The sequence below is a fragment of the Sporomusa rhizae genome, assembly GCF_041428845.1.
GTDB classification, from domain to species: Bacteria; Bacillota; Negativicutes; order Sporomusales; family Sporomusaceae; genus Sporomusa; species Sporomusa rhizae.
The window spans coordinates 1,900,001-1,921,397 of sequence record NZ_CP156925.1 but is presented as its reverse complement, the minus strand read 5'-3'; the positions used below and the strand labels follow the sequence as shown (position 1 = coordinate 1,921,397).

Below are 21,397 nucleotides of genomic sequence, written 5' to 3'. Positions count from 1 at the left end.
CCATAAGCTGCAATGTTTTCTTAGTATATTAACATTTTTTCGTCATTCTTGCTCAAACATCCTGCTGGTATGCCTTTTTCTTTATGTCTATAAACTAATAATAGTTTTCTTAAATTAATATATACAGTATATTTTCTTAAAATATATTGTGCTTTTTGTAAATCAGTGTTAAATTACGAATTACAGTTGTTTTTTTCTCAAAAACTGCTGTTTTGCTTTGGGAGGGAATAATAATGAATAAAATTCAAACTGTATTAGTTGCCAATCGTGGCGAAATTGCCATTCGGGTTATGCGGGCTTGTTATGAACTAGGAATACGCACAATTGCCATTTATTCTAAAGAAGATGTATTTTCTTTACACCGTTATCGTGCCGATGAGGCTTATCTGGTGGGTGAAGATAAAAGTCCGGTGGATGCCTATTTAGACATCGAATCCATTATTCGTATCGCCAAAAACCGTGGTGTAGATGCTATTCATCCCGGCTATGGTTTTTTATCCGAAAACACAGTCCTGGCCAAACGTTGCAAGGAAGAGAACATTATTTTTATAGGTCCTGAGATTGAGCACTTGACGATGTTCGGCGATAAAATTAACGCCAGGGCTCAGGCTGTAGCCGCCGGCCTGCCTGTCATACCGGGAAGCGACGGTCCAGTGCACAGCTTAGAAGAGGTCAAAGCTTTTGCGAATCGCTATGGCTATCCCTTTATAATTAAAGCAATCCTGGGCGGAGGCGGCCGGGGTATGCGCATTGTCCAAACCCCGGCCGATCTTGAGGATTCCTATTTTAGGGCGAAATCCGAAGCCAAAGCATCTTTTGGTGATGACCAAATATATCTGGAACGTCTCATAGAATACCCGAAGCATATCGAAGTGCAAATATTAGGCGACCAGCATGGTAATGTTATTCACCTTTATGAACGGGATTGTTCGATACAACGCAGGCACCAAAAAGTGATTGAAATTGCCCCCAGTATCTCCTTATCGGAAAAACTGCGGCATGAGATCTCGAGCGCCGCCGTTCGGCTAATGAAAGCCATTAAATTTGTCAGCGCCGGTACAGTAGAGTTTTTGGTAACGCCTGATCAACAATTTTATTTTATTGAGGTTAACCCCCGTATCCAAGTAGAACACACCATCACCGAAATGATTACAGGCATTGACATTGTGCAAGCCCAGCTGCATATAGCCGACGGGACGCCGCTCTCTGATGAGAGTATCGGCATTCCTTCACAAGATTCTATTCGTTGCAACGGTCACGCCATTCAGTGCCGGGTAACCACGGAAGACCCTGCCAACCAATTTACACCCGATACCGGCAAAATAACGGCGTATCGCAGCGGCGGCGGGTTTGGCGTACGGCTTGATGCCGGCAATGCCTATACAAACTCTGTTATTACTCCTTACTACGATTCACTGCTGGTAAAAGTTTCGACCTGGGGACTAACCCATAAAAGCGCTATCGCCAAAATGAAGCGTTGTCTAAACGAATTCCGTATCCGGGGTATTAAATCAAATATTCTTTTTCTCAATAATGTAGTCAACCATCCTGATTTCTTAAGCGGTAACTACTTCACAACATTTATTGATACAACACCGGAACTATTTATATTTACTCCCCCCCAAGACCGTGGTACTAAATTGTTAAAATATATAGCTGATACTACGGTTAACGGGTATGAAGACTTTACAAAGCGACTAAAACCCAGCTTCCCACCTGTCCGTTTTCCAAGCATGCCGGAATCGCCCCTGCTGCCAAGCGGCACCAAGCAGATTCTTGACAGTCAAGGACCGGATGGCTTAGTAGGCTGGATAAAACAGCAAAGAGAAGTGCTCTTAACAGACACCACTTTACGTGATGCGCATCAGTCGCTATTGGCAACAAGGATGCGAACCCAGGATATGATTAACGTTATCTCCCCTACTGCCCACAAACTGCCTAATTTGTTTTCTCTTGAAATGTGGGGCGGTGCTACTTTTGACGTTGCCTACCGGTTTTTAAAAGAAGACCCTTGGAGACGCTTAGAAGCCCTTAGGGCACAAGCTCCGAATATTTTATTTCAAATGCTTTTGCGCGGCGCTAATGCTGTTGGCTACACAAGCTATCCGGATAATGTAATCCGTGCCTTTGTTGAGCAAGCCGCAGCAAGCGGCATTGACGTTTTTCGTATTTTTGACAGCTTAAACTGGCTGTCAGGAATGACTGTTTCTATTGATGCAGTTCGTAACTCCGGTAAAATTGCCGAAGTCTCCTTATGCTATTCCGGGGATATCTTAGATTCTTCCCGATCCAAGTATGATTTAAAATATTATATTAATTTAGCAAAAGAAATCGAAAAAGCAGGCGCCCACATTTTGGCGATTAAAGACATGGCTGGACTGCTCAAACCGGAAGCAGCCTACCGGCTTGTATCTTCCTTAAAGGAAGCGGTAGATCTGCCTATCCATCTGCATATGCATGATACCAGCGGCAACGGAATTTATGCTTGTGCCCGCGCTATTGAAGCCGGTGTAGATATTGTTGATACCGCAATCTCCTCCTTGGCCGGCGCGTCGTCCCAACCTAGCAGCAATAGTCTTTACTATGCTTTACAAGGGCATCCCCGGCAGCCAAAGCTAGATATTCGTAGTATGAACGAACTATCACACTACTGGGAAGATATTCGTGCCTATTATAAAGACTTTGAAGGCAGCCTGGCTTACCCCAATCCGGAAATATACCAACATGAAATGCCTGGCGGTCAATACAGCAACCTTAAGCAGCAAGCGAAATCGTTAGGGCTGGAAAGTCAATGGGATCGAGTATCAGACATGTACAGAAAAGTCAATGACATGTTTGGTGATATTATAAAAGTAACCCCTTCCTCAAAAGTCGTTGGCGACATGGCTTTGTTCATGGTAGAAAACAACCTCGAAGAAGAAGATATTTACCGTCTCGGAACCAGCTTAGATTTTCCAAATTCGGTAGTTGAATTTTTCTCCGGACAAATCGGTCAGCCATACCAAGGATTTCCGCAAGAACTCCAGCGTATAATCCTGAAGGGAAGACAACCGCTGACAACACGCCCGGGTGAACTCCTGGAAGCGGCTAACTTTGACGAAATTCAGGAAACTCTTGCTAATAACCTACCCCGTCCGGTAACACAATGTGATGTGCTTGCCTATACATTGTACCCCAAAGTATTTTTAGACTGGGTTGACTTCTTTGCCACTTACGGTGATGTATCCATTTTAGATACGCCAACCTTCTTTTATGGCTTAAATTCTAAGGAAGAAATTAGAGTAGATATTGAAGAAGGAAAAATGCTAGTAATCAAATTAATCTCTGTTGAAGAACCACTTCCTGATGGAACAAGAATTGTCAACTTTGAGCTTAACGGTCTGCCACGTGAAATTGTCGTTAAAGATAAGAGCATTAAGACTACCAGTAGTGCAAGGAAAAAAGCAGATAAAGATAATCCTGGCCATCTTGGCGCGACCATGACAGGAAAAATTGTAAAAATCATGGTAGAAGGAGGAGTTCACGTTAAGAAGGGCGAATACTTACTCGTTACCGAAGCTATGAAAATGGAAACAACCATTCAGGCTCCCTTTGATGGCATTGTGGAAGAAATCTATGTGAAGCCTCAGGATGCTGTTGAAACCGGTGACTTACTGCTGGAACTCGTGAAGATATCCAAACCTAATTAAATATGGCAAGCATAGTTATAGCTGGGGGTGCCTTGTTGGCTGAGAGGAATTATTCCAACCCTTATAACCTGATGTGGTTAGTACCACCGTAGGAAAGCTTTCTTAACGCTTTCAACTAACCCCTTTGTCTATAGCTAAAAGCCTACAGAGAAAGGGGTTTTTAATTATGTATACTACTCAAATGGATGCCGCAAAAAAAGGTATTATGACTGAACAAATGCGTATCGTAGCTCAGGAGGAAAAAATAGACCCTGAATTACTACGCGAATTAGTCGCCAGCGGCCGGATTGCCATTCCCGCCAACAAACATCATACCAGCCTCCATCCTATGGGAGTCGGCGAAAAACTTCGCACCAAAGTAAATGTCAACTTAGGAGTATCCAAAGATTGCTACGACATTGATCTGGAATTAGAAAAAGTAAAAAAATCCATTGAATTGAAAGCTGACGCAATCATGGACCTAAGCTGCTATGGTAAAACCCGTGATTTCCGCCGCAAACTGATCGATATGTCACCGATAATGATTGGTACTGTTCCTATGTACGATGCTGTTGGAATGCTTGACAAAGATCTGAAAGATATCACCGTAGATGAGTTTTTCTCGGTTGTCGAACGCCATGCCGAAGACGGTGTTGACTTCATGACCATCCACTGCGGCATGAACCTCAAAACTGCCGAACGAATTAAAAATAACAAACGCCTTACCAATATTGTTTCCCGCGGTGGCTCCCTCCTGTTTGCCTGGATGGAACTTAATAAAAAGGAAAACCCCTTCTACGAGTACTATGACCGTCTTTTAGATATCTGCGAAAAGTATGATGTAACCATAAGCTTAGGTGATGCCTGTCGCCCTGGTTCAATTCATGACTCCACCGATGCGGCGCAAATTGAAGAATTGATAACTCTCGGCGAATTAACCAAACGCGCCTGGGCACGAAATGTTCAAATAATGATTGAAGGTCCAGGCCATGTGGCACTTAACGAAATTGTGGCAAATATGCAGCTCGAAAAGCGTCTGTGCCATGGCGCACCTTTCTATGTATTGGGACCACTGGTTACTGACATTGCGCCAGGCTATGACCATATCACCAGCGCCATTGGTGGTGCCATAGCCGCTTCAAATGGTGCCGATTTTCTCTGCTATGTAACACCGGCTGAACACCTCCGGCTGCCGAATCTTGAGGATATGAAAGAAGGCATTATCGCCAGCCGTATAGCTGCCCATGCTGCCGATATCGCCAAGGGAATCCCCGGTGCACGCGATTGGGATAATCAAATGAGCGCGGCCCGCGCTGAAGTAGATTTCCCTAAAATGATCGAATTAGCCATTGATCCGGAAAAAGCCCGCAGATACAGAGAAGAATCCAAACCAGAGTGTGAAGATACTTGTACCATGTGCGGCAAAATGTGCCCAATGAAGAATATTAAAAAGGTTCTTAACGGCGACGATTTAAGTATTCTCTAAATCCCCATTTAGTCTACAAACAAAACAAAGTGGTAGTGTATGTCCGCTAAGCATACACTACCACTTTGTTTTACACACACGACTATCTCGTTCCTACCACCAATAATGCGGATATTGCCGCTTGGCAGCCAAATTATTCACTATTATCCCGACAATTACCAGAATGCATATACCTATGCTTACAGGCATTAGCGGGAATAACCAGTCCTGCTTGGTAATTACTGCAATTAAAGCCGTAGCTCCGGCCGGGGGATGGACGCTCCTTGTTCTTATCATCACAGCTACCGCAATTCCGACGCTAAGAGCTGCCGTATACCAATAGCAACCTGCCAGTTGGTATACGGCAACCCCGACAATAGCCGAAAGCAACTGTCCGGCAATAGCATTGCGCGGCTGTGAAAACGGAGCCGCCGGAGCTCCGAAAATAAGACATGCAGACGCTCCTAGTGATGCAACTAACACGGGAATTTCTTTTAGGAAAGTAAGATAGGTGACAATTCCAATACCAACAAAAGATCCGGTCAGCGCCCAAAAACATTCTGACATAGCGGGCATAGGAACACCACATTTACCCGTTGAGCGTATTTTTTGCAAATATGCATCATAAGATGTAACCAGGTGCTCACAGTATGTCGCCGTTCTTACACCGCTTTCTTTTTCCGGCAGGTTATTTGGCATTTGAACGCCTCCTTTAGGTTGAAAATGGGAAATGCCGTAAAAACGGCATTTCCCTGATACCTATTTCTTTGTAACCAAGGGAACCAGACAGGCTAGCGTAAATACTACATACGACAAACTAATCATGAAGTCGATGTTACTAACGCCGCCCTGATGCGCCAGAAAAAATCCTATCCAAAAGCACCAGAATGCCGTATTCATTAACGGAGTACGATATTTCTTACCCCACGGCACAGGTTTAAACGTAGTATTGGTGTTGGCATTAGGCACAGGATTTGTACTCATTACAATCCCCCCTTGATATTTCGCATTTTTTGACCTATGGCAGGTCTTTAAATAACATGTAGGCAAAAATCCACGCATTGATGCCCACAAGCAGCGAAATAATTATACAGTAAGGTATTGTCCGGTTCATTATCTCGCTTTCACGACCTTCAAGGCCGACAGTGGCCGAACCGATCAATACTTTGGACGGAGCAATTGAACAGCCTACTGAACCGCCGACAGACTGCACAGCACACATGACTACAGTACTAATTCCCAAAACTTTAGCCGTCTCAAACTGTAACGCCCCAAACATTACATTAGAGTTGGTGTTACTGCCGGTTAGAAATGCCCCCAGTACACCAATAAACGGCGAGAATATCGGAAATAAAACACCGGTCGCTTCGGCTATGCCTTGCGCTAACAGACTTGTCATGCCAGTATCGTTCATAATTAAGGCCATCATAACCATAGTGGTTATACCAATACTGGTGGGGACACACTGGCTAAAAGTTGCCTTTAGCGCCTCGCCGGCTGCCCCGTCTTTCCACTTGCCAAACATCTTAAAGATGATATAACCACAGAGTGCTGCAGTAAGCAGCAGTGGTGCCGGATGTGAGAAAATATTAATTTTCGAGTACATTTTTTCGGCTTTCACCGCAAAACCTGCAGCAGTTGTCATGGCCGGATAACTAAGTCCCCAGGTATAGGGTGCAAAGAAATTGGCAATTGACTTTATCTGAGTCATAATACACAAAGCGATGAGAATATAATAGGGCGAAAACGCCATATTAAAGTTCATATAGGGCTTCTCGCCCCACTTCGTGCTTCCGTCAGCCTCATGCCGGTAGATAGTCCTAGCCAAAATTACCATAGTCCCGCAGCCAAACAGCGCCGGAATTAAAGTAGCCAGTTGCGCTGCCCCCAATTTGTTCATGAGCCAGCACATAAAAGCCATTACTGTGCCTGTTATAAGTACTGCAGGCAAACCTTTTTTAACAGCGGTAAAACCACCAAAAATATGACATACAGCGATACCTGTCGCATAAATCGGAACGGCAAACAAGACCGCCATCCATGGTCCAATAACTTCTCCCGGGATTTTGGTAACCAATTGGATAGTATAATAAGATGATCCCATAGATCCAAAGCTAATAGACCAGGAGTGACCCACCAGACATGTGGCAGCAGCAACCGCCGGCGAAAACCCCATAACCAGCATGATAGGCGCGACAACCGCTACAGGCACGCCGAAGCCGGCAATACCTTGCATAAAACTGGCAAAGCACCATGACATCAGCAAACATTGTAATAGTTTTTCCTCAGTCACTTTTACCATAGTGTCACCAATTACTTTGATAGCACCATTCTTTTCAACAAAGTTATAGAGAAAAACTGCCCCCCAGATGATGAGCAATACATACAGAGACATTGCCATCCCTTTACTGTTAGCTAAAGCCAATAGCCGTGCGTCACCGCCAAAGGCTAATAAACCAATAGCAACTGCCGTGAACCAGGATACGGCTCCTGATTTCGGCGCACCCCAGTTAAATAGAAGAATCGTAGAGAGTAAGACTAAGATCGGTAGGAAAGCCAGTATCCAGTTCGTAAAGGTTAAGGCAACACCCTTATCCATACAACCAAGCCTCCTTCCAAATATACTTTGCTCAATCTGTTTATGAGCAAAGCCGGCACACATTACTTAGTCCCTGGTTCCTTTTGTTCATAAAGGGACCAGGGACTAGCATATCATGCCATCAATTTTAAGTTATCTTACTTAGCAGGCGGGAGCGGAACTTCCATACCAAGCATTTTTGCCCGGTTATTAACGAAGTTTTGAATTTTGGCCACATGCTCAGGCTGCAGATGTGCGAAACGCTTTTGCGTTTGGAGATACTCATCAACCGGCTTAAGTTTCTTAGGCACCGTATTGAATTTCTTGTTGGCCCAATCACCATTTTCAACTTCATAAAGGTTCCACATACCAGTCTCAACAGCTAATTTGGCTATTTCGATAGTACGTTCAGCCGGGAAGCTCCAGCCTTTAGGGCATGGAACATGCAAATGGATAAACGCCGGCCCATCTTGGGCAAGACCTTTGCGCACCTTGTTTATGAGGTCAACCGGATAGCCAATGGAAGCGGTTGCACCATACTTGAGGTACGGATGGCCACCGGCACAGAATATCGGCATCGGGTCTTTCAGATGATGCTTCTTAGCTTCAGGAATAGCCGGACCGGCCGGAGTGAACATGGTAGTAGCACCGTACGGAGTGGACGGCGAAACCTGAATACCGGTGTTGGCATAGGACTCGTTGTCATACATTACGCAGAGAACTTTATGTCCGCGATAGAACATAGCTGACATAGCTTGAAGACCAATGTCGGAACAACCGCCGTCGCCGGCCATTACGATGATATTGGGAAATTCGTCTTGTATTTTACCTTTCTTAATCATCATGCGAAAAGCTTCGGCAATACCGGAGGCAACTGCACCACCGTTGGTGATTTGTGCATGCGTCCAGGGCACAGCCCAAGGACCGCAGGCATAACTGGTGTTGGCAACATACATACACCCAGTTGGGCCAATGAAAATTGTATTTTTTCCGGCAGCTTTAGCTACCAGACGATAACCTAGCGCCGGGCCGCAGCCTGCACAAGTACGGTGACCAGGGACATACGTGTCCACTAGATCAGTAGTATGTGCAATTGACTTTATTAATTCAGCAACTGCCATCGTTTACTCCTCCTTATTATTTACTGGGGGCAGCTTCAGTTTTAGCAGCATTAATCTGGGAAGCGCCTTCATGATAATCATTGAAGTTAACCCAAGTACCGCCTTGAACAACTTTGCCGGCTTCGAGGGTCTGCTTCATCATTTCAGCCATAGCAAAGAACTCTTCGTGGGTAATGGTCTCGCCGCCCAAACCGGAGGTAAAGCTTTGAATAAGCGGTTTGCCAGCAACTTCGGACATAGCAGCCTTAACTTCAGTTGAGAGAACACCGCCGGCACAGGGGGCGCCATAGGAAGTACCGGTATCAACTACACCGGCAACCTTGAACTTGGTCAGAATTTGAGCAAGAGCCGTGTCTGGGAACGGACGGAACCAGCGAATTCTACACAAGCCAACTTTATAACCGGCTTCACGGAGATATTTGATGGCACTGCGACAGGTTACGGCATGAGCGCCTTGCAGCACAAATACCATGTCAGCATCTGCAGTCATATATTCTTCAACAAACGGAGCATAGTTACGACCAAATACTTTTGCGAATTCTTCGGTTACTTCCACGATTTTCTCTTTCACTCTGGTCATAACAACATGGCGGTCCCACTCCAGCGGTGGTCCCATTTCCGGCTCAATTTGCGGTCCCATAATTACAGGGTTCTTAACATCGAGTCGGAATTTAGGATTAAATTTAGGCAGGAACTTATCCACTTGTTCTTGATCAGGCATTTCATAATCCTGAGCAATATGAGTTACAAAGTAACCATCCATCGCAACAATTTGCGGCAGCATGATGTCAGGATCTTCACCAATCCGGAAATACATTAAGCTATTATCTAAGGATTCCTGAGCGTCTTGTGCCCAGCCATAAATCCAGCCGTTATCACGGAGGGTTAAGCAATCCGTATGCTCGGAACCAAAGTCACCGGGGGGATCCAATGTACGGTCACCGATAAGAGCCTGAATCGGGCAACGGCTGCCGGCAATTGGTGAATAGGTTTCAAAGGCATAGGTAACACCTACCCCGGAAGTACCGGTAGTAGCACGCGCACCGGCCATAGAAGCGCCATGAGCAATACTGAACTGGGCGTGTTCGCCTTCGCCATGAACCATTTCGCACTGCATGGTACCAGCAGCAATACGTTTTGCCAATTCGGCCATAACAGCTGTATACGGGCGGATAGGATAGGATGCTGAAACATCTATGTCAGCAAGCTGCCAAGCATCTGCAACGGCAGTTAAACCTGTACCTCTTTTCTTAATTGGCATCTTATTCACTCCTTATTCATCAAAATCAAGTTCAGGCACTCGGCTAATAGCCCCTACCGGACAAACATTGCTGCAAATACCGCAGCCTTTGCAATACTTGAGATTAAAGCTGACTCCGTCACTCTCGGTGAAGTTAACGCAGGCATCCGGACAGTAAATATAGCAAGTTTTGCATTCGGTACATTGACCTTTATCCACTACTGGCCGGAGAAACCGCCAGTTACCGGTTACCATACCCTCGTTTTCAGTCTGAGGAGAAGGAACAATAGCCGCAAACGGCACTTGTTTATATACTTTTGCCATGTTTACACCTCCTTAAAATTTACCAGTTTTACAAGGCAACTACTTGAACAGCGTCCCAGCCTTGCTGAACAGCCTTTTTGTTTTCAGCAATTTTAAGCAGGGTTTCTAATGTAACAATACCACTGGCTCTTGCAGCAGCTGCTGCCATAGCAGCACCAACACCGGCACCAATTTTTGTATCGTCAATACAACCTTCAGTGCCGTCGAAGGTATGAAATACGCCGGCACCCAAGGCATCAGCGTCGATGGCGGCAACAGCTTTTACCTTGCCAACATTTTCTTTGGGAGATAGCCACTTAATTAATTTATTAATGTCACGCTTGGTATTAATTACAACAACACAGCCATCTTTACAGCCTTTTAAAACATCGTTGCCTTTAACCAATGTTTCTTCGGCAACAACAACAACATCGGGATGATAGTTCTCATACTCATAATAGGTCTCAATAGGCTCAGGGCTAAGGCGAGCATAGCTCTTAACCGGAACACCAATCCGGTCAGGCAGGTCAACATAGTTATCAAAGAACTGGTTATACTTACCTTCGAGGCTACCTGCTTTAGCGAGCAAAGTAGCAGTGTCACGAGCTTCCTTGGCCAAGGTTACCCCCCTTGTCCATACAGTAACTTCCTGCATCTTGGCGTCAACAGCAACCGCCAGTGTCATTGTCTCTCCCCCTTTTACTATTTGAGATTAACTACAGGTGACCGTCAGAACCACCGATACCGTTTTTTGATCATCACCCCCGCAGGCAAAAATGCCGTTATTTATTTAATATTTGTCGCAGACCATTGCCAAAATCCTGACCCATTACCAGGAAAGTGCCGGATAGATTGGTTTGGTTCTGCAGTTTACTAACAGATCGTTTAAGCGCAAGCATCGAAGCGTGTTTACAAACGGCCTCAATATCGGAACCTGCAGCTCCCTCTGCTCTGTCCGCCAGAGCGATTAAATCAACATCATCAGCCAATGGCAACTTGCAGGTATGAATCTTAAATATTTCGTAGCGCTCCTGTTTGTCTGGCAGCTGTAATTCAACTATAAAATCGAATCTGCCTGGCCGCATGAGCGCAGGATCTACCCTATCAGGCCGGTTTGTAGCTGCGATTACAATAACATTGGAATTGTCCATCAGGCTGTCTAGTTCTAACAATAGTTGACTTACCAGCCGGTCAGCACCACTTCTGTCTGATGCAGCCCTTACAGGAGCTAAGGCATCAATTTCGTCGAAGAAGAGTAGGCAAGGGGCTATTTGCTTGGCCCGTTTAAAGATTAGTCTGAGTCCCTTTTCGGCTTCTCCAAACCACCTGGAATTGAGGGTGGCGGCATCTACCGCTATGAAGTGTGCCTCACTTGAGCCGGCCAGCGCTTTTACTAAGAGTGTCTTGCCTGTTCCCGGCTTACCGGTCAGCAATATGCCTTTTAGCATGGTGTACCGCGCTTCTTTAAACAATTCCGGGTGTTGAATAGGCATTTCCACCAATGTCCGTAATTTATCTTTAATATCTTCAAGACCACCTACATGGTCCCATTTGGTATTAGGCCGTTCAGAGAAAAATTCTCTGGTGGCAGTTGGTTCGACTTCCCGGAATGCGTTATAGAAGTCATCCATGGTAACCGTTAGACTGGCTAAATCTTGTTCGGTTACACCTGCCATAAAGTCTATTTTAGGTAGCAGGCGCCGTACCGCATTCATCCCGGCTTCTTTACACAAAATGGCTAAATCAGCACCTACAAAGCCATGAGTTATCTGGGCCAGTTTTTCTAAATCAATACCGGAATCGACCATCATATCCCGTGTATGTATTTTTAATATTCGTAATCTTCCATGCCTGTCAGGCGGATTTATTGACAGTTCACGGTCAAAGCGCCCTGGCCGCCTGAGTGCCGGATCAACCATATCCGGGACGTTGGTTGCGGCAATTACGATAACCTGCCCCCGGTTTTTCAAACCATCCATTAGCGCTAAGAGCTGAGCTACTACCCGTTTTTCCACATCACCGATTACCTCTGTACGTTTTGGGGCAATTGCATCAATCTCATCGATAAAAATAATTGCCGGTGCCCGACGCTGTGCTGTTTCAAAAATTTCTCTCAGGCGCGCTTCACTTTCCCCGTAAAACTTATTAATAATCTCCGGGCCATTTACATGTAGAAATGCGGCATTAGTTTCACTGGCTACTGCCCGGGCCATCAATGTCTTACCTGTACCTGGCGGGCCGTAAAGCAGTACTCCTTTAGGAGCCTCTACACCAAGATGGCGAAATATTTCCGGATATTTAAGCGGCAGTTCTATCATCTCTCGCACGCGCTGCAGTTCTTTATCCAAACCGCCTACATCTTCGTATGACGCCCGGAACTTCCTGTCTTCAGATGCATCCGCCTGTGTAACCTTAATCTTTGTGCCGGAATTTATAATTACCGGACCTTGGGGGGCTGTACCAAGAACTGTAAAGAATTGATTTTGTGCCCCAGCTAAACGCACTTTCACTTTGTCACCGATAATCACCGGCAATCCACTCAGCATGCGTTCCAGATGCTGAATATCCTGAGCATCACTAAAATCTACGGTAACATCAAGCGGACTTAAAACTAGACTCTGAGCCGGTTGGCGCACTGCCTTTTTCAAAGTGACCCGCTCATCAATTCCCACCCCGGCATTTTCCCGAATAATAGATTCCAGCTGCGCCAGGTTTTTATCTCTAAACTGGGTGAAGCAGGGGACTACTTTTGCTACTGTCGTCTTCCTGCCCTGAATCTCTACAATATCACCAATGATGACTTCAAGCTTATCCATTTCGGCATTATCGATGCGGACATAACCCTGACCGACATCTTCCGGCATCGCATCTGCTACTCTAAAGGATAGGGTAATTGCCATGTTTGATTATCCTCCTCTAGATGATCTCAGTGGAAGCTTATTACAATTTTTATTATAATGACATGCTTATATTTTGACTACTATATGGTAAATAAGGATATTTTTGTAATTAAAATTCATTGTTTACCGATACAGGATTCCGATAAAAAAGCTAGTGTAGCGGCCTTTTTACTGCTACACTAGCTTTTTTAACTAATCTTACCGGAAAATGCATCATCTTTCATGTACTTGTGAAGCGGCCTGCCTACAGGCCCGTACGATAAAATTCCCTTCAGCCAACCGTTATCACATAGATAGTTTAAGTAACGACGCACTGTAACTCTTGATATACCAACAAGTTTGGCAATATCGGCAACGCTGAAATAGCCAGACTGCCTTTCCACTATCCCTAACACCGAATCCAGAGTAGCCTTGTCCAAGCCTTTAGGAATGTTGTCCTTCAAATCTTCAAGGCAACTCGCAATATTTTCACTAAATGTATCTCCCTTTAAGACGTCAATATCTTTTTGTGACATTCGCTGAATATTCTTAATTTTAAAGACATATTTCTGGTAGTTCTTTAAAGCTTTTTTAAAACGTTGGAATGTAAAGGGTTTTATGATGTAATCAACCGCACCATACTGTATTCCCTGTTGAATAGTCTCTGAGTTATGAGCGGCCGTCACTAAAATAACGTCGGTATTAATCCCGGTCGCCCTGATGCGCCGCAATAACTCTATTCCGTTCAGCCCAGGCATATAGACGTCCAAGATTACTATCTGTGGTTTTATCTGGGCAATAAGCTCAAAGCCGGTCTCCCCGTCACTCGCCTGACCTACTAACCTAAATCCCTTCATCTGGGTTATATACTGCCGGTGAAGTTCTAGCACCATTGGGTCGTCTTCCAGGATAACAACATCGATGGCCATGATTCTACCTCCCTTTAACTTAAGGCTTCAGATGCCCCGAATTGGTATCTTTACACTAAAGATGCTCCCTTGGCTTTCTTGGGACTGAACAGTTATTTTTCCGCCACTTATAGCTACTTCTTTCTTTACAAGATATAAACCAACCCCGCGGCTTCCCCGTTTAGTAGAAAATCCTCGCTGATATATTTTGTTTTTGTAAACTTCAGGAATGCCTGGCCCAAAATCGCTTACTTTTATAGTTAAATACTTTTTTCCTTGATAAATATAAACATTAATAACTTTACGTTCACTTGGCAGGCCCTGCACTGCATCAATAGCATTGCTAATCAGGTTACCTAACACAGTTACCATGGCCAGACTGCCAAATACCGGCGGCAGAGATTCAAGCTTGCTGCGGGAATTCAGCCGCAAAGAAATTCCCTGTTCAGTTGATTGACTGATTTTTCCGATAATTAAGCCAGCTGTAGCCTGGTCTTTAATTCGTTTAACGATGAAACTAACAAACTCCTGTTGACTTTTATACATTAGAGTAATGAGTTCTACCACTTTATCGTATTGTTTCATTTGTATAAGCCCTGATATGGCATGCAGCTTGTTGGCAAATTCATGTGATTGGGCCCGCATCGAATCCAGCAGGCTTTGTAGTCCAATTATTTCTTCTGCCAACACTTTAACATCTTCTTTATCGCGAAAAGTAGCCAAAGCCCCTATGACTTCACCATCGACTATAATCGGCACCCTGTTGGTGATAATAACCTTATCCCCAACCTCTTGTTCCTGGTCATACTCTGCCTGTCTGGTCTTAACCACAATAGGCAGCCTCGAATTAGGCAGAACGTCTAAAATGTATTTGCCAATAAGATCGGTGGGTATATTTAGCAATCGTTCGGCTTCACTATTTACTATATTGATGTATCCATCAGTATTTATCGCAACAACTCCTTCCCGCATACATTGCATAATAGCGCGTTTTTGTTCTAAGAGCACTGTTACTGCATGGACTTGTTGCTTTAATTTGCTGTCAGCATCGCCATACAGCTGAGCGTTATACACAGCAATAGATGCATGGTTGGCAAAAGTCGCAAACAATGTTTGCTCAATCGGAGTAGATTTGCAGGCAGAACGAAATCCTATTGCCAATATGCCAATTAAAAAATCCTGAAAGCACAATCTAATAGCTTTTACGCTGCAAAGCTGCTCGTTTTGCAGAACATTAATCAGGCGTTCCGACAGCGCTTCGCCAGATTTTATTTCTATAACTTTCTGGGTTACAGTATCTAGTACCGTTTCGGAGATAAAAACCGGCGAATCAGGCTGATACCATGCTGTGGCAATAGGCGTTTTCCATTCGTTAGCCTGACCTGTTAAGAGAATGCTGCCGCAATCAGCCTTAAACAACCGCATTGCACTTGATACAATAAAATCTAATACGTCATTAATATTCATGGAAGAGGTCATACGGGTAGTTATCTCATTAATAGTCCTGAGCTGTTCAAACTGCCTGAAAACAGTATCCTCATAAAGAATAAAAAAGTATTCGGTCAAATGGACTCTTACCCTATCAAGTAAAGAATCAAAATCCCGCCGGAATATATTGAGAATAGGCAGCTCATTCTTTAAATATAGTGACATGGCATCCTTAACAGCTTTTTCATAGTGCTCAAGAAAGGCCATAATCTCCGGTAATCTGAACCCTTGTTCAAGTCTGACTTTGCTTATCCAACTAACATGCACTTTAAGCGGTGCAAATGTGTCATCTTTTAAGGAGTTAATAATAGCAGCAGTTAATTTGGCAATATCCTGAGCAAGCCGTTTAGGCGGAAGGTTAATATACGATAAAGGCTCTCCTTCGGCCTCCAGCTCGCTTAAAGTGCCTACATTAATTTCATGTTTGAGACTTTCAAGTACAAGTGGGAGAGAGTTCATAAAAATCACCTTGCATTTACTTTACTTTACTTATTAATTTTTTTTGTTGTTTGATTGACTGATAACTCGACATTATTTATTATATATTTTAAATACAATTTTTTCCATATATTTTTTTTATAGGAGGATTATAATGTTGCAAAACAAGCCTGCTACACAGCATTCTCCTGCTAATAAAAAATTGCCTGCCACTGGCCAGGCTGACTCTGCTGACAGCCATTCCCCTCCATCAATAGGACAAAAAATCATCAAAGAGTTAAAAACATTACTTCAGAGTTTTATTGAATACGCAAAAAAAGTTGAGCTCTAGTATTAATTAGTTCATAGCTAGGGGTGCCCACGGCTGAGAGGAGTAAACTCCAACCCTCTAAACCTGATGTGGTTAATACCACCGTAGGGAAGCTTTTTTCTTATATCAAAAGCTGGTCCCATCTCTTCTATGACTAATATAAAAAAGGAGGCTGGGAAAATATGAGTTTCACTACCCAAATGGATGCTGCCAAAAAAGGCATAATCACCAAAGAAATGCGCATTGTTGCCGGCAAGGAAAACATTAGCCCTGTAAATTTGCGTGACCTGGTGGCAAGTGGCAAGGTTGTTATTCCGGCGAACCGCAACCACACCAATCTTATGCCTATTGGTGTCGGCGAAAAACTCCGTACCAAGGTCAATGTCAATCTAGGCGTTTCCAAAGACTGCTATAACATCGAATTAGAGTTAGACAAGGCCAAAAAGGCCATCGCCCTAAAAACAGATGCCATTATGGATCTTAGCTGTTATGGCAAAACTCGGGAATTCCGCCGTAAACTTCTCGATATATCCCCCGTCATGATCGGTACTGTCCCTATGTATGACGTAGTAGGTATGCTTGACAAAGATTTAAAAGATATCACGGTTGACGAATTTTTTTCAGTTATCGAGAGGCATGCCGAAGACGGTGTGGATTTCATGACAATTCACTGCGGCATGAACCGGGCAACAGCTGCGCGGGTTAAAAGAAACAAACGTCTCACCAACATTGTTTCCCGCGGCGGCTCGATCTTATTTGCCTGGATGGAGCTAAACAACCAGGAAAATCCGTTTTATGAGTATTATGACCGGCTGCTTGCTATCTGTGAAAAATATGATATTACTTTAAGCTTGGGTGATGCTTGCCGCCCGGGTTCAATTCATGATTCAACAGACGCCGCCCAAATGGAAGAGTTGATTACATTGGGCGAGCTCACCAGACATGCCTGGCAGCAAAATGTTCAGGTCATAATAGAAGGGCCTGGACATATAGCGCTTAACGAGATTGCCGCCAATATACTTTTAGAGAAAAAATTATGCCATGGTGCTCCTTTTTATGTTCTTGGTCCATTAGTAACCGATATTGCCCCAGGTTATGATCATATTACAAGTGCAATTGGCGGGGCGATTGCAGCCGCTAACGGTGCTGACTTTCTATGTTATGTGACACCGGCTGAACATTTGCGTCTGCCTAACCTTGACGATATGAAAGAGGGAATCATCGCCTCACGCCTTGCCGCCCATGCAGCAGACATTGCCAAAGGCATCCCCGGAGCGCGCGACTGGGATAATCAAATGAGCACAGCCCGCGCCGATGTTGATTTTAAAAGAATGATTGACTTAGCAATCGATCCGGAAAAAGCCCGTAAATACAGGGAGGAATCTATCCCAGAATGTGAAGACACCTGCACTATGTGCGGAAAGATGTGTCCCATGAAAAATATGAAAAAAATATTAAACGGGGAACAGTTAGTTCTTGCGGACTAAGGTGCTGCAATGACTACATTTTATCAATTTAATGACTTGATTAAAGATTACCGTTCCTTGTTGGCAACTATATGTGAAAAGTACACCCCTGACGACTTCAGGTTGAAATATATTAAAAACATGTTGGATATCATGATTGGATGCCGGCAGTATTTCCATTTTGAGCGCCAATTTTCTCAAACAAAGAATAGTAATTATTTCCCTTGGTATATAACCTTTGTCTTCTTTCCTGCCATTTTAGAATGCATCGATAAATCACTTGACCTTTTGCGGCAGCACATGAGCAGTTGGCAGTTTCCTCCCGAGTATACGCGCACAGTCGAATTATTAGCTTCTATGCGCTCACGGCTTCGACATCAACAATTCTATTCCGATGAAGCCGGCAAAGTCAGCTTAGCCACATACCGCGGTCACTCTTTTACCCTTAGCTATGAGAAGCCTGTCGAATTTATCAATGCTGAGCTGCTCTTCCTAATTTTGAAGGACTTAGGCTATTTATTTGCCTGCCAAGAACCAGACAGCCGGATTTCTCCTTGATACATATAGAAAAAAACCAACTTCAATCAGCCTTGTAAAATAAACTATACTAAAATTCACACTGGCCGTTGCAAGTATTTTGATTTTATTTTTACAAATACTTGCAACGTCATTTTTTATATAAGCGATCGGCAATTCACTATCTTCATCAAAAAACAATAACTAGGTAAGGAGAGGATACTTATGGATGCCTATCATGCACTAGAAAAACTCATCCAAGGGAATAAAAGATATGTCACAGAGCGCTATGCAAAAAATAACGTAGGAGTACAAAGAAGATCCCAATTGATAAACATGCAAGACCCTTTTGCAGTAATACTAGGCTGCTCTGACTCCCGTATTCCCCCGGAAATAATTTTTGACCAAGGGCTCGGTGATTTGTTTGTGGTACGCACCGCAGGTCAGGTGGTCGATGATGTAGTGCTAGGAAGTATTGAATATGCTGTAGAACATCTTGATATCCGGCTAGTAGTAGTTTTAGGGCATGGAGACTGCGGTGCGGTCAAGGCTGCTGTAAACGGAAGCTTATGCCAGGGTCATATTGAAACTATCAGACAAGCTATCCAACCTGCTCTGAAAAAAGCAAATACACAGGCCGGCGAGCTATTAACTAACGCGATTAGCAGCAATGTTGAGTTTACCGTGTGGAGATTAAAAATATCCAGTCCGCTACTGCAAAAAGCCATTACCAATAAAGGTCTGCACATTATTGGTGCAATCAAGGATCTTCCTACAGGAAATGTAATTTTCGATACTGTCGATAATCACGATTTTAAAATGTTTTCTTAGTGTTCCGTAGTTAATACCTGCTTTGATCTTAATTATTTTTACTTACAAAATATATAATATAGTCCACTAATTAGACTTATGGTGATAAAGTTATATAAAACACACAATTTGCAATAGGAGGTCAGATTATGAGAATCGCATTCCCCCCACCGAACCGATCGATGAAGAATATGTTTGTCGGCCGGAACGTGCACGCAAGCCGTTATATGCTATTGCCAAACATTGTTCCGAGCAGTTATGTCTGTCCTTAGGTCATCAGCATAATTTGCCTGTAACTGTATTTCGTTTTTGGTGGGCTTTTGGTAACACTATCGGCGGAAAGCACCTACGTGAATTAATAAAATTAGCGATAACAGGGCAGGCTTTACAAATGGTGAAAGGAGCAGGCGGAGCCTTTGTCAATATGAATGATTTAGGAAGGGCTATTGAGCTGGCAGCCACCAGGCAGGAAGCTGCCGGTAATATCTACAACATTGCCAGTCTTTTTTTGTCTTGGGAGGAAATCGGCCAAACCATTATCAAACTGGCAAACTCAACATCGTCGCTGCAGTTACTTGACACCAAAGACTGGAACGGCCCCGCATTCCTTAACGAAATCTGGGATCTTAGCTGTGATAAAGCGGCTAAGGATCTTGGCTACAACTCGCTATTGGGCGCTGCCGACAACCGTGTTGCATTTAGTAATGCATTGGCGAACTGCATTACCACAGTCATAAAAGAAAAATAACCCTTCAAAAAGACTTCAAAGATCTGCGAAGTCTTTTTACTTTATGAGCCCGAATCATAAAATTCATTGACATCCATATTCATCCACTGGTAATAGACCGCATATTCGGCTAAAGTTTCATTAGCATCAACTTGTTTGGGAGCATTGAATCTGGCAAGGGCCTCTTCAAGAGTAGTAATATTGCCACGCAAAGAAAAAATACCATATGACATACCATCCATAAATACATGAAATAAGGTTGTTCCATATTGAGTTCCCCGTCCCTGGCCTTCATAAGTGATATTTGCCAGAGAACCGGTTGGAGCTTTAACCGATTCTACGACCATCATTCCCTTTTCTAACTTTGTCATTACCTATATCCTCCTTTATCTTTGTTATCATTATTATATAGCCCCAGGAAATTATTTTCTATTTTAGTAAATAAAGTAAACTAAAAGTTTGAAATTTGATTGAATAAATATATTCTTATTTTTTAACAAGTTATTATATAAAGAACTCTTAGAATAAAAATAACAGATCTCTATAGAAAAATTCCGGGCAAACAACAAAAAAAGGACGGCTTACATAGCCATCCCCAATTTAATGTTAGATCATTGTATTGTTCGAAATTGCGAGAGTAGATAATGAAAAGCTTCGCAATAGCTGCGAAGCTTTAGAAATATTGGTGCCGAGGACCGGAATCGAACCGGTACGGAAATTTCTTTCCGACGGATTTTAAGTCCGTTGCGTCTGCCAGTTCCGCCACCCCGGCATATTAGCAAATTGGAGGCGACACCCAGATTTGAACTGGGGAATAGAGGTTTTGCAGACCTCTGCCTTACCACTTGGCTATGTCGCCTTTAAATTACAAAAATGGAGCGGAAAACGAGATTCGAACTCGCGACCCTCGCCTTGGCAAGGCGATGCTCTACCGCTGAGCTACTTCCGCTTAAATGGTGCCTCAGGACAGAATCGAACTGTCGACACGAGGATTTTCAGTCCTCTGCTCTACCGACTGAGCTACCGAGGCATATGCAGCTGTCTATAAACGCCCATCTGCGTTGTTGCTCCTGCGATCCGTTGCTCAACGTACCCACATGTACGCCTCCGCTACGGTTCTCGTCGCGCCTAGCATCTGGACATTTCTAGCCACCCGCTGGCTAAGGTAAATGGCGACCCTGAACGGATTTGAACCGTCGATCTCCGCCGTGACAGGGCGGCATGTTAGACCGCTACACCACAGGGCCGCAATATTCGATTTTCGACTTTAGATCTTCGATGTCCGATATTTATCGAATGTCGAACGTCTAGCGTCGAGTATCGAGATTGGTGGGCGATGACAGGATCGAACTGCCGACATCCTGCTTGTAAGGCAGGCGCTCTCCCAGCTGAGCTAATCGCCCGGGTTGGTGACCCGTAAGGGAATCGAACCCTTGATACCGCCGTGAAAGGGCGGTGTCTTAACCGCTTGACCAACGGG

General features: G+C 44.0%; 18 protein-coding genes, 7 tRNA genes and 2 riboswitches (1 of these 27 only partly in view). Of the genes, 7 read left to right on the top strand and 18 right to left on the bottom strand.

Features of this window, described 5'->3' with window-relative positions:
* Positions 1-233 precede the first annotated feature (233 nt).
* Both SRRS_RS08585 and thiC (SRRS_RS08580) read left to right on the top strand, forming a co-directional pair.
* Positions 234-3,689: a pyruvate carboxylase gene (locus SRRS_RS08585; protein ID WP_371367986.1), complete on the top strand. Its 3,456-nt coding sequence runs from the start codon at positions 234-236 to the stop codon at positions 3,687-3,689.
* A gap of 13 nt (positions 3,690-3,702) precedes the next feature.
* Positions 3,703-3,801, top strand: a riboswitch (TPP riboswitch).
* Between the two features lie 51 nt (positions 3,802-3,852).
* On the top strand, positions 3,853-5,154 hold the full coding sequence (gene thiC / locus SRRS_RS08580; protein ID WP_371369766.1) for a phosphomethylpyrimidine synthase ThiC: 1,302 nt from the start codon (positions 3,853-3,855) through the stop codon (positions 5,152-5,154).
* 93 nt (positions 5,155-5,247) lie between these two features.
* On the opposite strand, the gene SRRS_RS08575 is transcribed toward thiC (SRRS_RS08580), so the two are convergent.
* The 10 genes from SRRS_RS08575 to SRRS_RS08530 all read right to left on the bottom strand — a co-directional run bounded on the left by SRRS_RS08575 (position 5,248) and on the right by SRRS_RS08530 (position 16,109).
* Positions 5,248-5,832, bottom strand: a complete 585-nt coding sequence (locus SRRS_RS08575; protein WP_371367984.1) for an HPP family protein — start codon at positions 5,830-5,832, stop codon at positions 5,248-5,250.
* Positions 5,833-5,892: 60 nt separating this feature from the next.
* Positions 5,893-6,117 (bottom strand): hypothetical protein, encoded by a 225-nt coding sequence (locus SRRS_RS08570; protein ID WP_371367982.1) that lies wholly within the window; start codon positions 6,115-6,117, stop codon positions 5,893-5,895.
* 34 nt (positions 6,118-6,151) lie between these two features.
* Positions 6,152-7,732 carry an L-lactate permease gene (locus tag SRRS_RS08565; RefSeq protein ID WP_371367980.1) on the bottom strand — a complete coding sequence of 527 codons (1,581 nt, stop codon included), beginning with the start codon at positions 7,730-7,732 and terminating at the stop codon, positions 6,152-6,154.
* Positions 7,733-7,869: 137 nt separating this feature from the next.
* Positions 7,870-8,832 carry an oxalate oxidoreductase subunit beta gene (locus tag SRRS_RS08560; protein ID WP_371367978.1) on the bottom strand — a complete coding sequence of 321 codons (963 nt, stop codon included), beginning with the start codon at positions 8,830-8,832 and terminating at the stop codon, positions 7,870-7,872.
* 16 nt (positions 8,833-8,848) lie between these two features.
* Positions 8,849-10,093 (bottom strand): oxalate oxidoreductase subunit alpha, encoded by a 1,245-nt coding sequence (locus tag SRRS_RS08555; protein WP_371367976.1) that lies wholly within the window; start codon positions 10,091-10,093, stop codon positions 8,849-8,851.
* Positions 10,094-10,105: 12 nt separating this feature from the next.
* The gene (locus SRRS_RS08550) at positions 10,106-10,396 is read right to left on the bottom strand and encodes a 4Fe-4S binding protein (RefSeq protein WP_371367975.1); all 291 of its coding nucleotides are present in this window, start codon (positions 10,394-10,396) and stop codon (positions 10,106-10,108) included.
* Positions 10,397-10,424: 28 nt separating this feature from the next.
* Positions 10,425-11,060, bottom strand: a complete 636-nt coding sequence (locus SRRS_RS08545) for a 2-oxoacid:acceptor oxidoreductase family protein (protein ID WP_371367973.1) — start codon at positions 11,058-11,060, stop codon at positions 10,425-10,427.
* 97 nt (positions 11,061-11,157) lie between these two features.
* The gene (locus SRRS_RS08540; RefSeq protein WP_371367971.1) at positions 11,158-13,275 is read right to left on the bottom strand and encodes a CDC48 family AAA ATPase; all 2,118 of its coding nucleotides are present in this window, start codon (positions 13,273-13,275) and stop codon (positions 11,158-11,160) included.
* Between the two features lie 188 nt (positions 13,276-13,463).
* Complete coding sequence (locus SRRS_RS08535; protein ID WP_371367969.1) at positions 13,464-14,183, bottom strand: response regulator; 720 nt, start codon at positions 14,181-14,183, stop codon at positions 13,464-13,466.
* Positions 14,184-14,210: 27 nt separating this feature from the next.
* Positions 14,211-16,109 (bottom strand): ATP-binding protein, encoded by a 1,899-nt coding sequence (locus SRRS_RS08530; protein WP_371367967.1) that lies wholly within the window; start codon positions 16,107-16,109, stop codon positions 14,211-14,213.
* 133 nt (positions 16,110-16,242) lie between these two features.
* On the opposite strand from SRRS_RS08530, the gene SRRS_RS08525 reads away from it, so the two are divergent.
* The 5 genes from SRRS_RS08525 to SRRS_RS08505 all read left to right on the top strand — a co-directional run bounded on the left by SRRS_RS08525 (position 16,243) and on the right by SRRS_RS08505 (position 19,938).
* Positions 16,243-16,419 carry a hypothetical protein gene (locus tag SRRS_RS08525; RefSeq protein ID WP_371367965.1) on the top strand — a complete coding sequence of 59 codons (177 nt, stop codon included), beginning with the start codon at positions 16,243-16,245 and terminating at the stop codon, positions 16,417-16,419.
* A 9-nt stretch (positions 16,420-16,428) separates the two neighbouring features.
* Positions 16,429-16,526, top strand: a riboswitch (TPP riboswitch).
* Between the two features lie 54 nt (positions 16,527-16,580).
* Entirely contained in the window at positions 16,581-17,885 is a 1,305-nt protein-coding gene (gene thiC, locus SRRS_RS08520; RefSeq protein WP_371367963.1) for a phosphomethylpyrimidine synthase ThiC, read from the top strand.
* Positions 17,886-17,894: 9 nt separating this feature from the next.
* Positions 17,895-18,422 (top strand): hypothetical protein, encoded by a 528-nt coding sequence (locus SRRS_RS08515; protein ID WP_371367961.1) that lies wholly within the window; start codon positions 17,895-17,897, stop codon positions 18,420-18,422.
* Between the two features lie 183 nt (positions 18,423-18,605).
* Positions 18,606-19,211, top strand: a complete 606-nt coding sequence (locus SRRS_RS08510; protein WP_371367959.1) for a carbonic anhydrase — start codon at positions 18,606-18,608, stop codon at positions 19,209-19,211.
* Between the two features lie 94 nt (positions 19,212-19,305).
* Complete coding sequence (locus SRRS_RS08505) at positions 19,306-19,938, top strand: NAD-dependent epimerase/dehydratase family protein (RefSeq protein ID WP_371369764.1); 633 nt, start codon at positions 19,306-19,308, stop codon at positions 19,936-19,938.
* Between the two features lie 41 nt (positions 19,939-19,979).
* On the opposite strand, the gene SRRS_RS08500 is transcribed toward SRRS_RS08505, so the two are convergent.
* The 8 genes from SRRS_RS08500 to SRRS_RS08465 form a co-directional block, all read right to left on the bottom strand.
* Positions 19,980-20,288: a hypothetical protein gene (locus SRRS_RS08500; RefSeq protein WP_371367957.1), complete on the bottom strand. Its 309-nt coding sequence runs from the start codon at positions 20,286-20,288 to the stop codon at positions 19,980-19,982.
* 312 nt (positions 20,289-20,600) lie between these two features.
* Positions 20,601-20,689, bottom strand: a tRNA-Leu gene (locus SRRS_RS08495).
* A gap of 12 nt (positions 20,690-20,701) precedes the next feature.
* Positions 20,702-20,776 (bottom strand) — tRNA-Cys (locus SRRS_RS08490).
* 15 nt (positions 20,777-20,791) lie between these two features.
* Positions 20,792-20,866, bottom strand: a tRNA-Gly gene (locus SRRS_RS08485).
* A gap of 5 nt (positions 20,867-20,871) precedes the next feature.
* A tRNA-Phe gene (locus tag SRRS_RS08480) sits at positions 20,872-20,947 on the bottom strand.
* A 140-nt stretch (positions 20,948-21,087) separates the two neighbouring features.
* Positions 21,088-21,164, bottom strand: a tRNA-Asp gene (locus tag SRRS_RS08475).
* Between the two features lie 80 nt (positions 21,165-21,244).
* Positions 21,245-21,320: transfer RNA gene (locus SRRS_RS08470), tRNA-Val, on the bottom strand.
* A 4-nt stretch (positions 21,321-21,324) separates the two neighbouring features.
* A tRNA-Glu gene (locus SRRS_RS08465) sits at positions 21,325-21,397 on the bottom strand (it continues 2 nt past the right edge of the window).

Coding starts and splice junctions, on each gene's coding strand:
- SRRS_RS08585 (WP_371367986.1), top strand. CDS start 234: ATGAATAAAATTCAAACTGTATTAGTTGCCAATCGTGGCGAAATTGCC.
- SRRS_RS08575 (WP_371367984.1), bottom strand. CDS start 5,832: ATGCCAAATAACCTGCCGGAAAAAGAAAGCGGTGTAAGAACGGCGACA.
- SRRS_RS08570 (WP_371367982.1), bottom strand. CDS start 6,117: ATGAGTACAAATCCTGTGCCTAATGCCAACACCAATACTACGTTTAAA.
- SRRS_RS08565 (WP_371367980.1), bottom strand. CDS start 7,732: ATGGATAAGGGTGTTGCCTTAACCTTTACGAACTGGATACTGGCTTTC.
- SRRS_RS08560 (WP_371367978.1), bottom strand. CDS start 8,832: ATGGCAGTTGCTGAATTAATAAAGTCAATTGCACATACTACTGATCTA.
- SRRS_RS08555 (WP_371367976.1), bottom strand. CDS start 10,093: ATGCCAATTAAGAAAAGAGGTACAGGTTTAACTGCCGTTGCAGATGCT.
- SRRS_RS08550 (WP_371367975.1), bottom strand. CDS start 10,396: ATGGCAAAAGTATATAAACAAGTGCCGTTTGCGGCTATTGTTCCTTCT.
- SRRS_RS08545 (WP_371367973.1), bottom strand. CDS start 11,060: ATGACACTGGCGGTTGCTGTTGACGCCAAGATGCAGGAAGTTACTGTA.
- SRRS_RS08540 (WP_371367971.1), bottom strand. CDS start 13,275: ATGGCAATTACCCTATCCTTTAGAGTAGCAGATGCGATGCCGGAAGAT.
- SRRS_RS08535 (WP_371367969.1), bottom strand. CDS start 14,183: ATGGCCATCGATGTTGTTATCCTGGAAGACGACCCAATGGTGCTAGAA.
- SRRS_RS08530 (WP_371367967.1), bottom strand. CDS start 16,109: ATGAACTCTCTCCCACTTGTACTTGAAAGTCTCAAACATGAAATTAAT.
- SRRS_RS08525 (WP_371367965.1), top strand. CDS start 16,243: ATGTTGCAAAACAAGCCTGCTACACAGCATTCTCCTGCTAATAAAAAA.
- thiC (WP_371367963.1), top strand. CDS start 16,581: ATGAGTTTCACTACCCAAATGGATGCTGCCAAAAAAGGCATAATCACC.
- SRRS_RS08515 (WP_371367961.1), top strand. CDS start 17,895: ATGACTACATTTTATCAATTTAATGACTTGATTAAAGATTACCGTTCC.
- SRRS_RS08510 (WP_371367959.1), top strand. CDS start 18,606: ATGGATGCCTATCATGCACTAGAAAAACTCATCCAAGGGAATAAAAGA.
- SRRS_RS08500 (WP_371367957.1), bottom strand. CDS start 20,288: ATGACAAAGTTAGAAAAGGGAATGATGGTCGTAGAATCGGTTAAAGCT.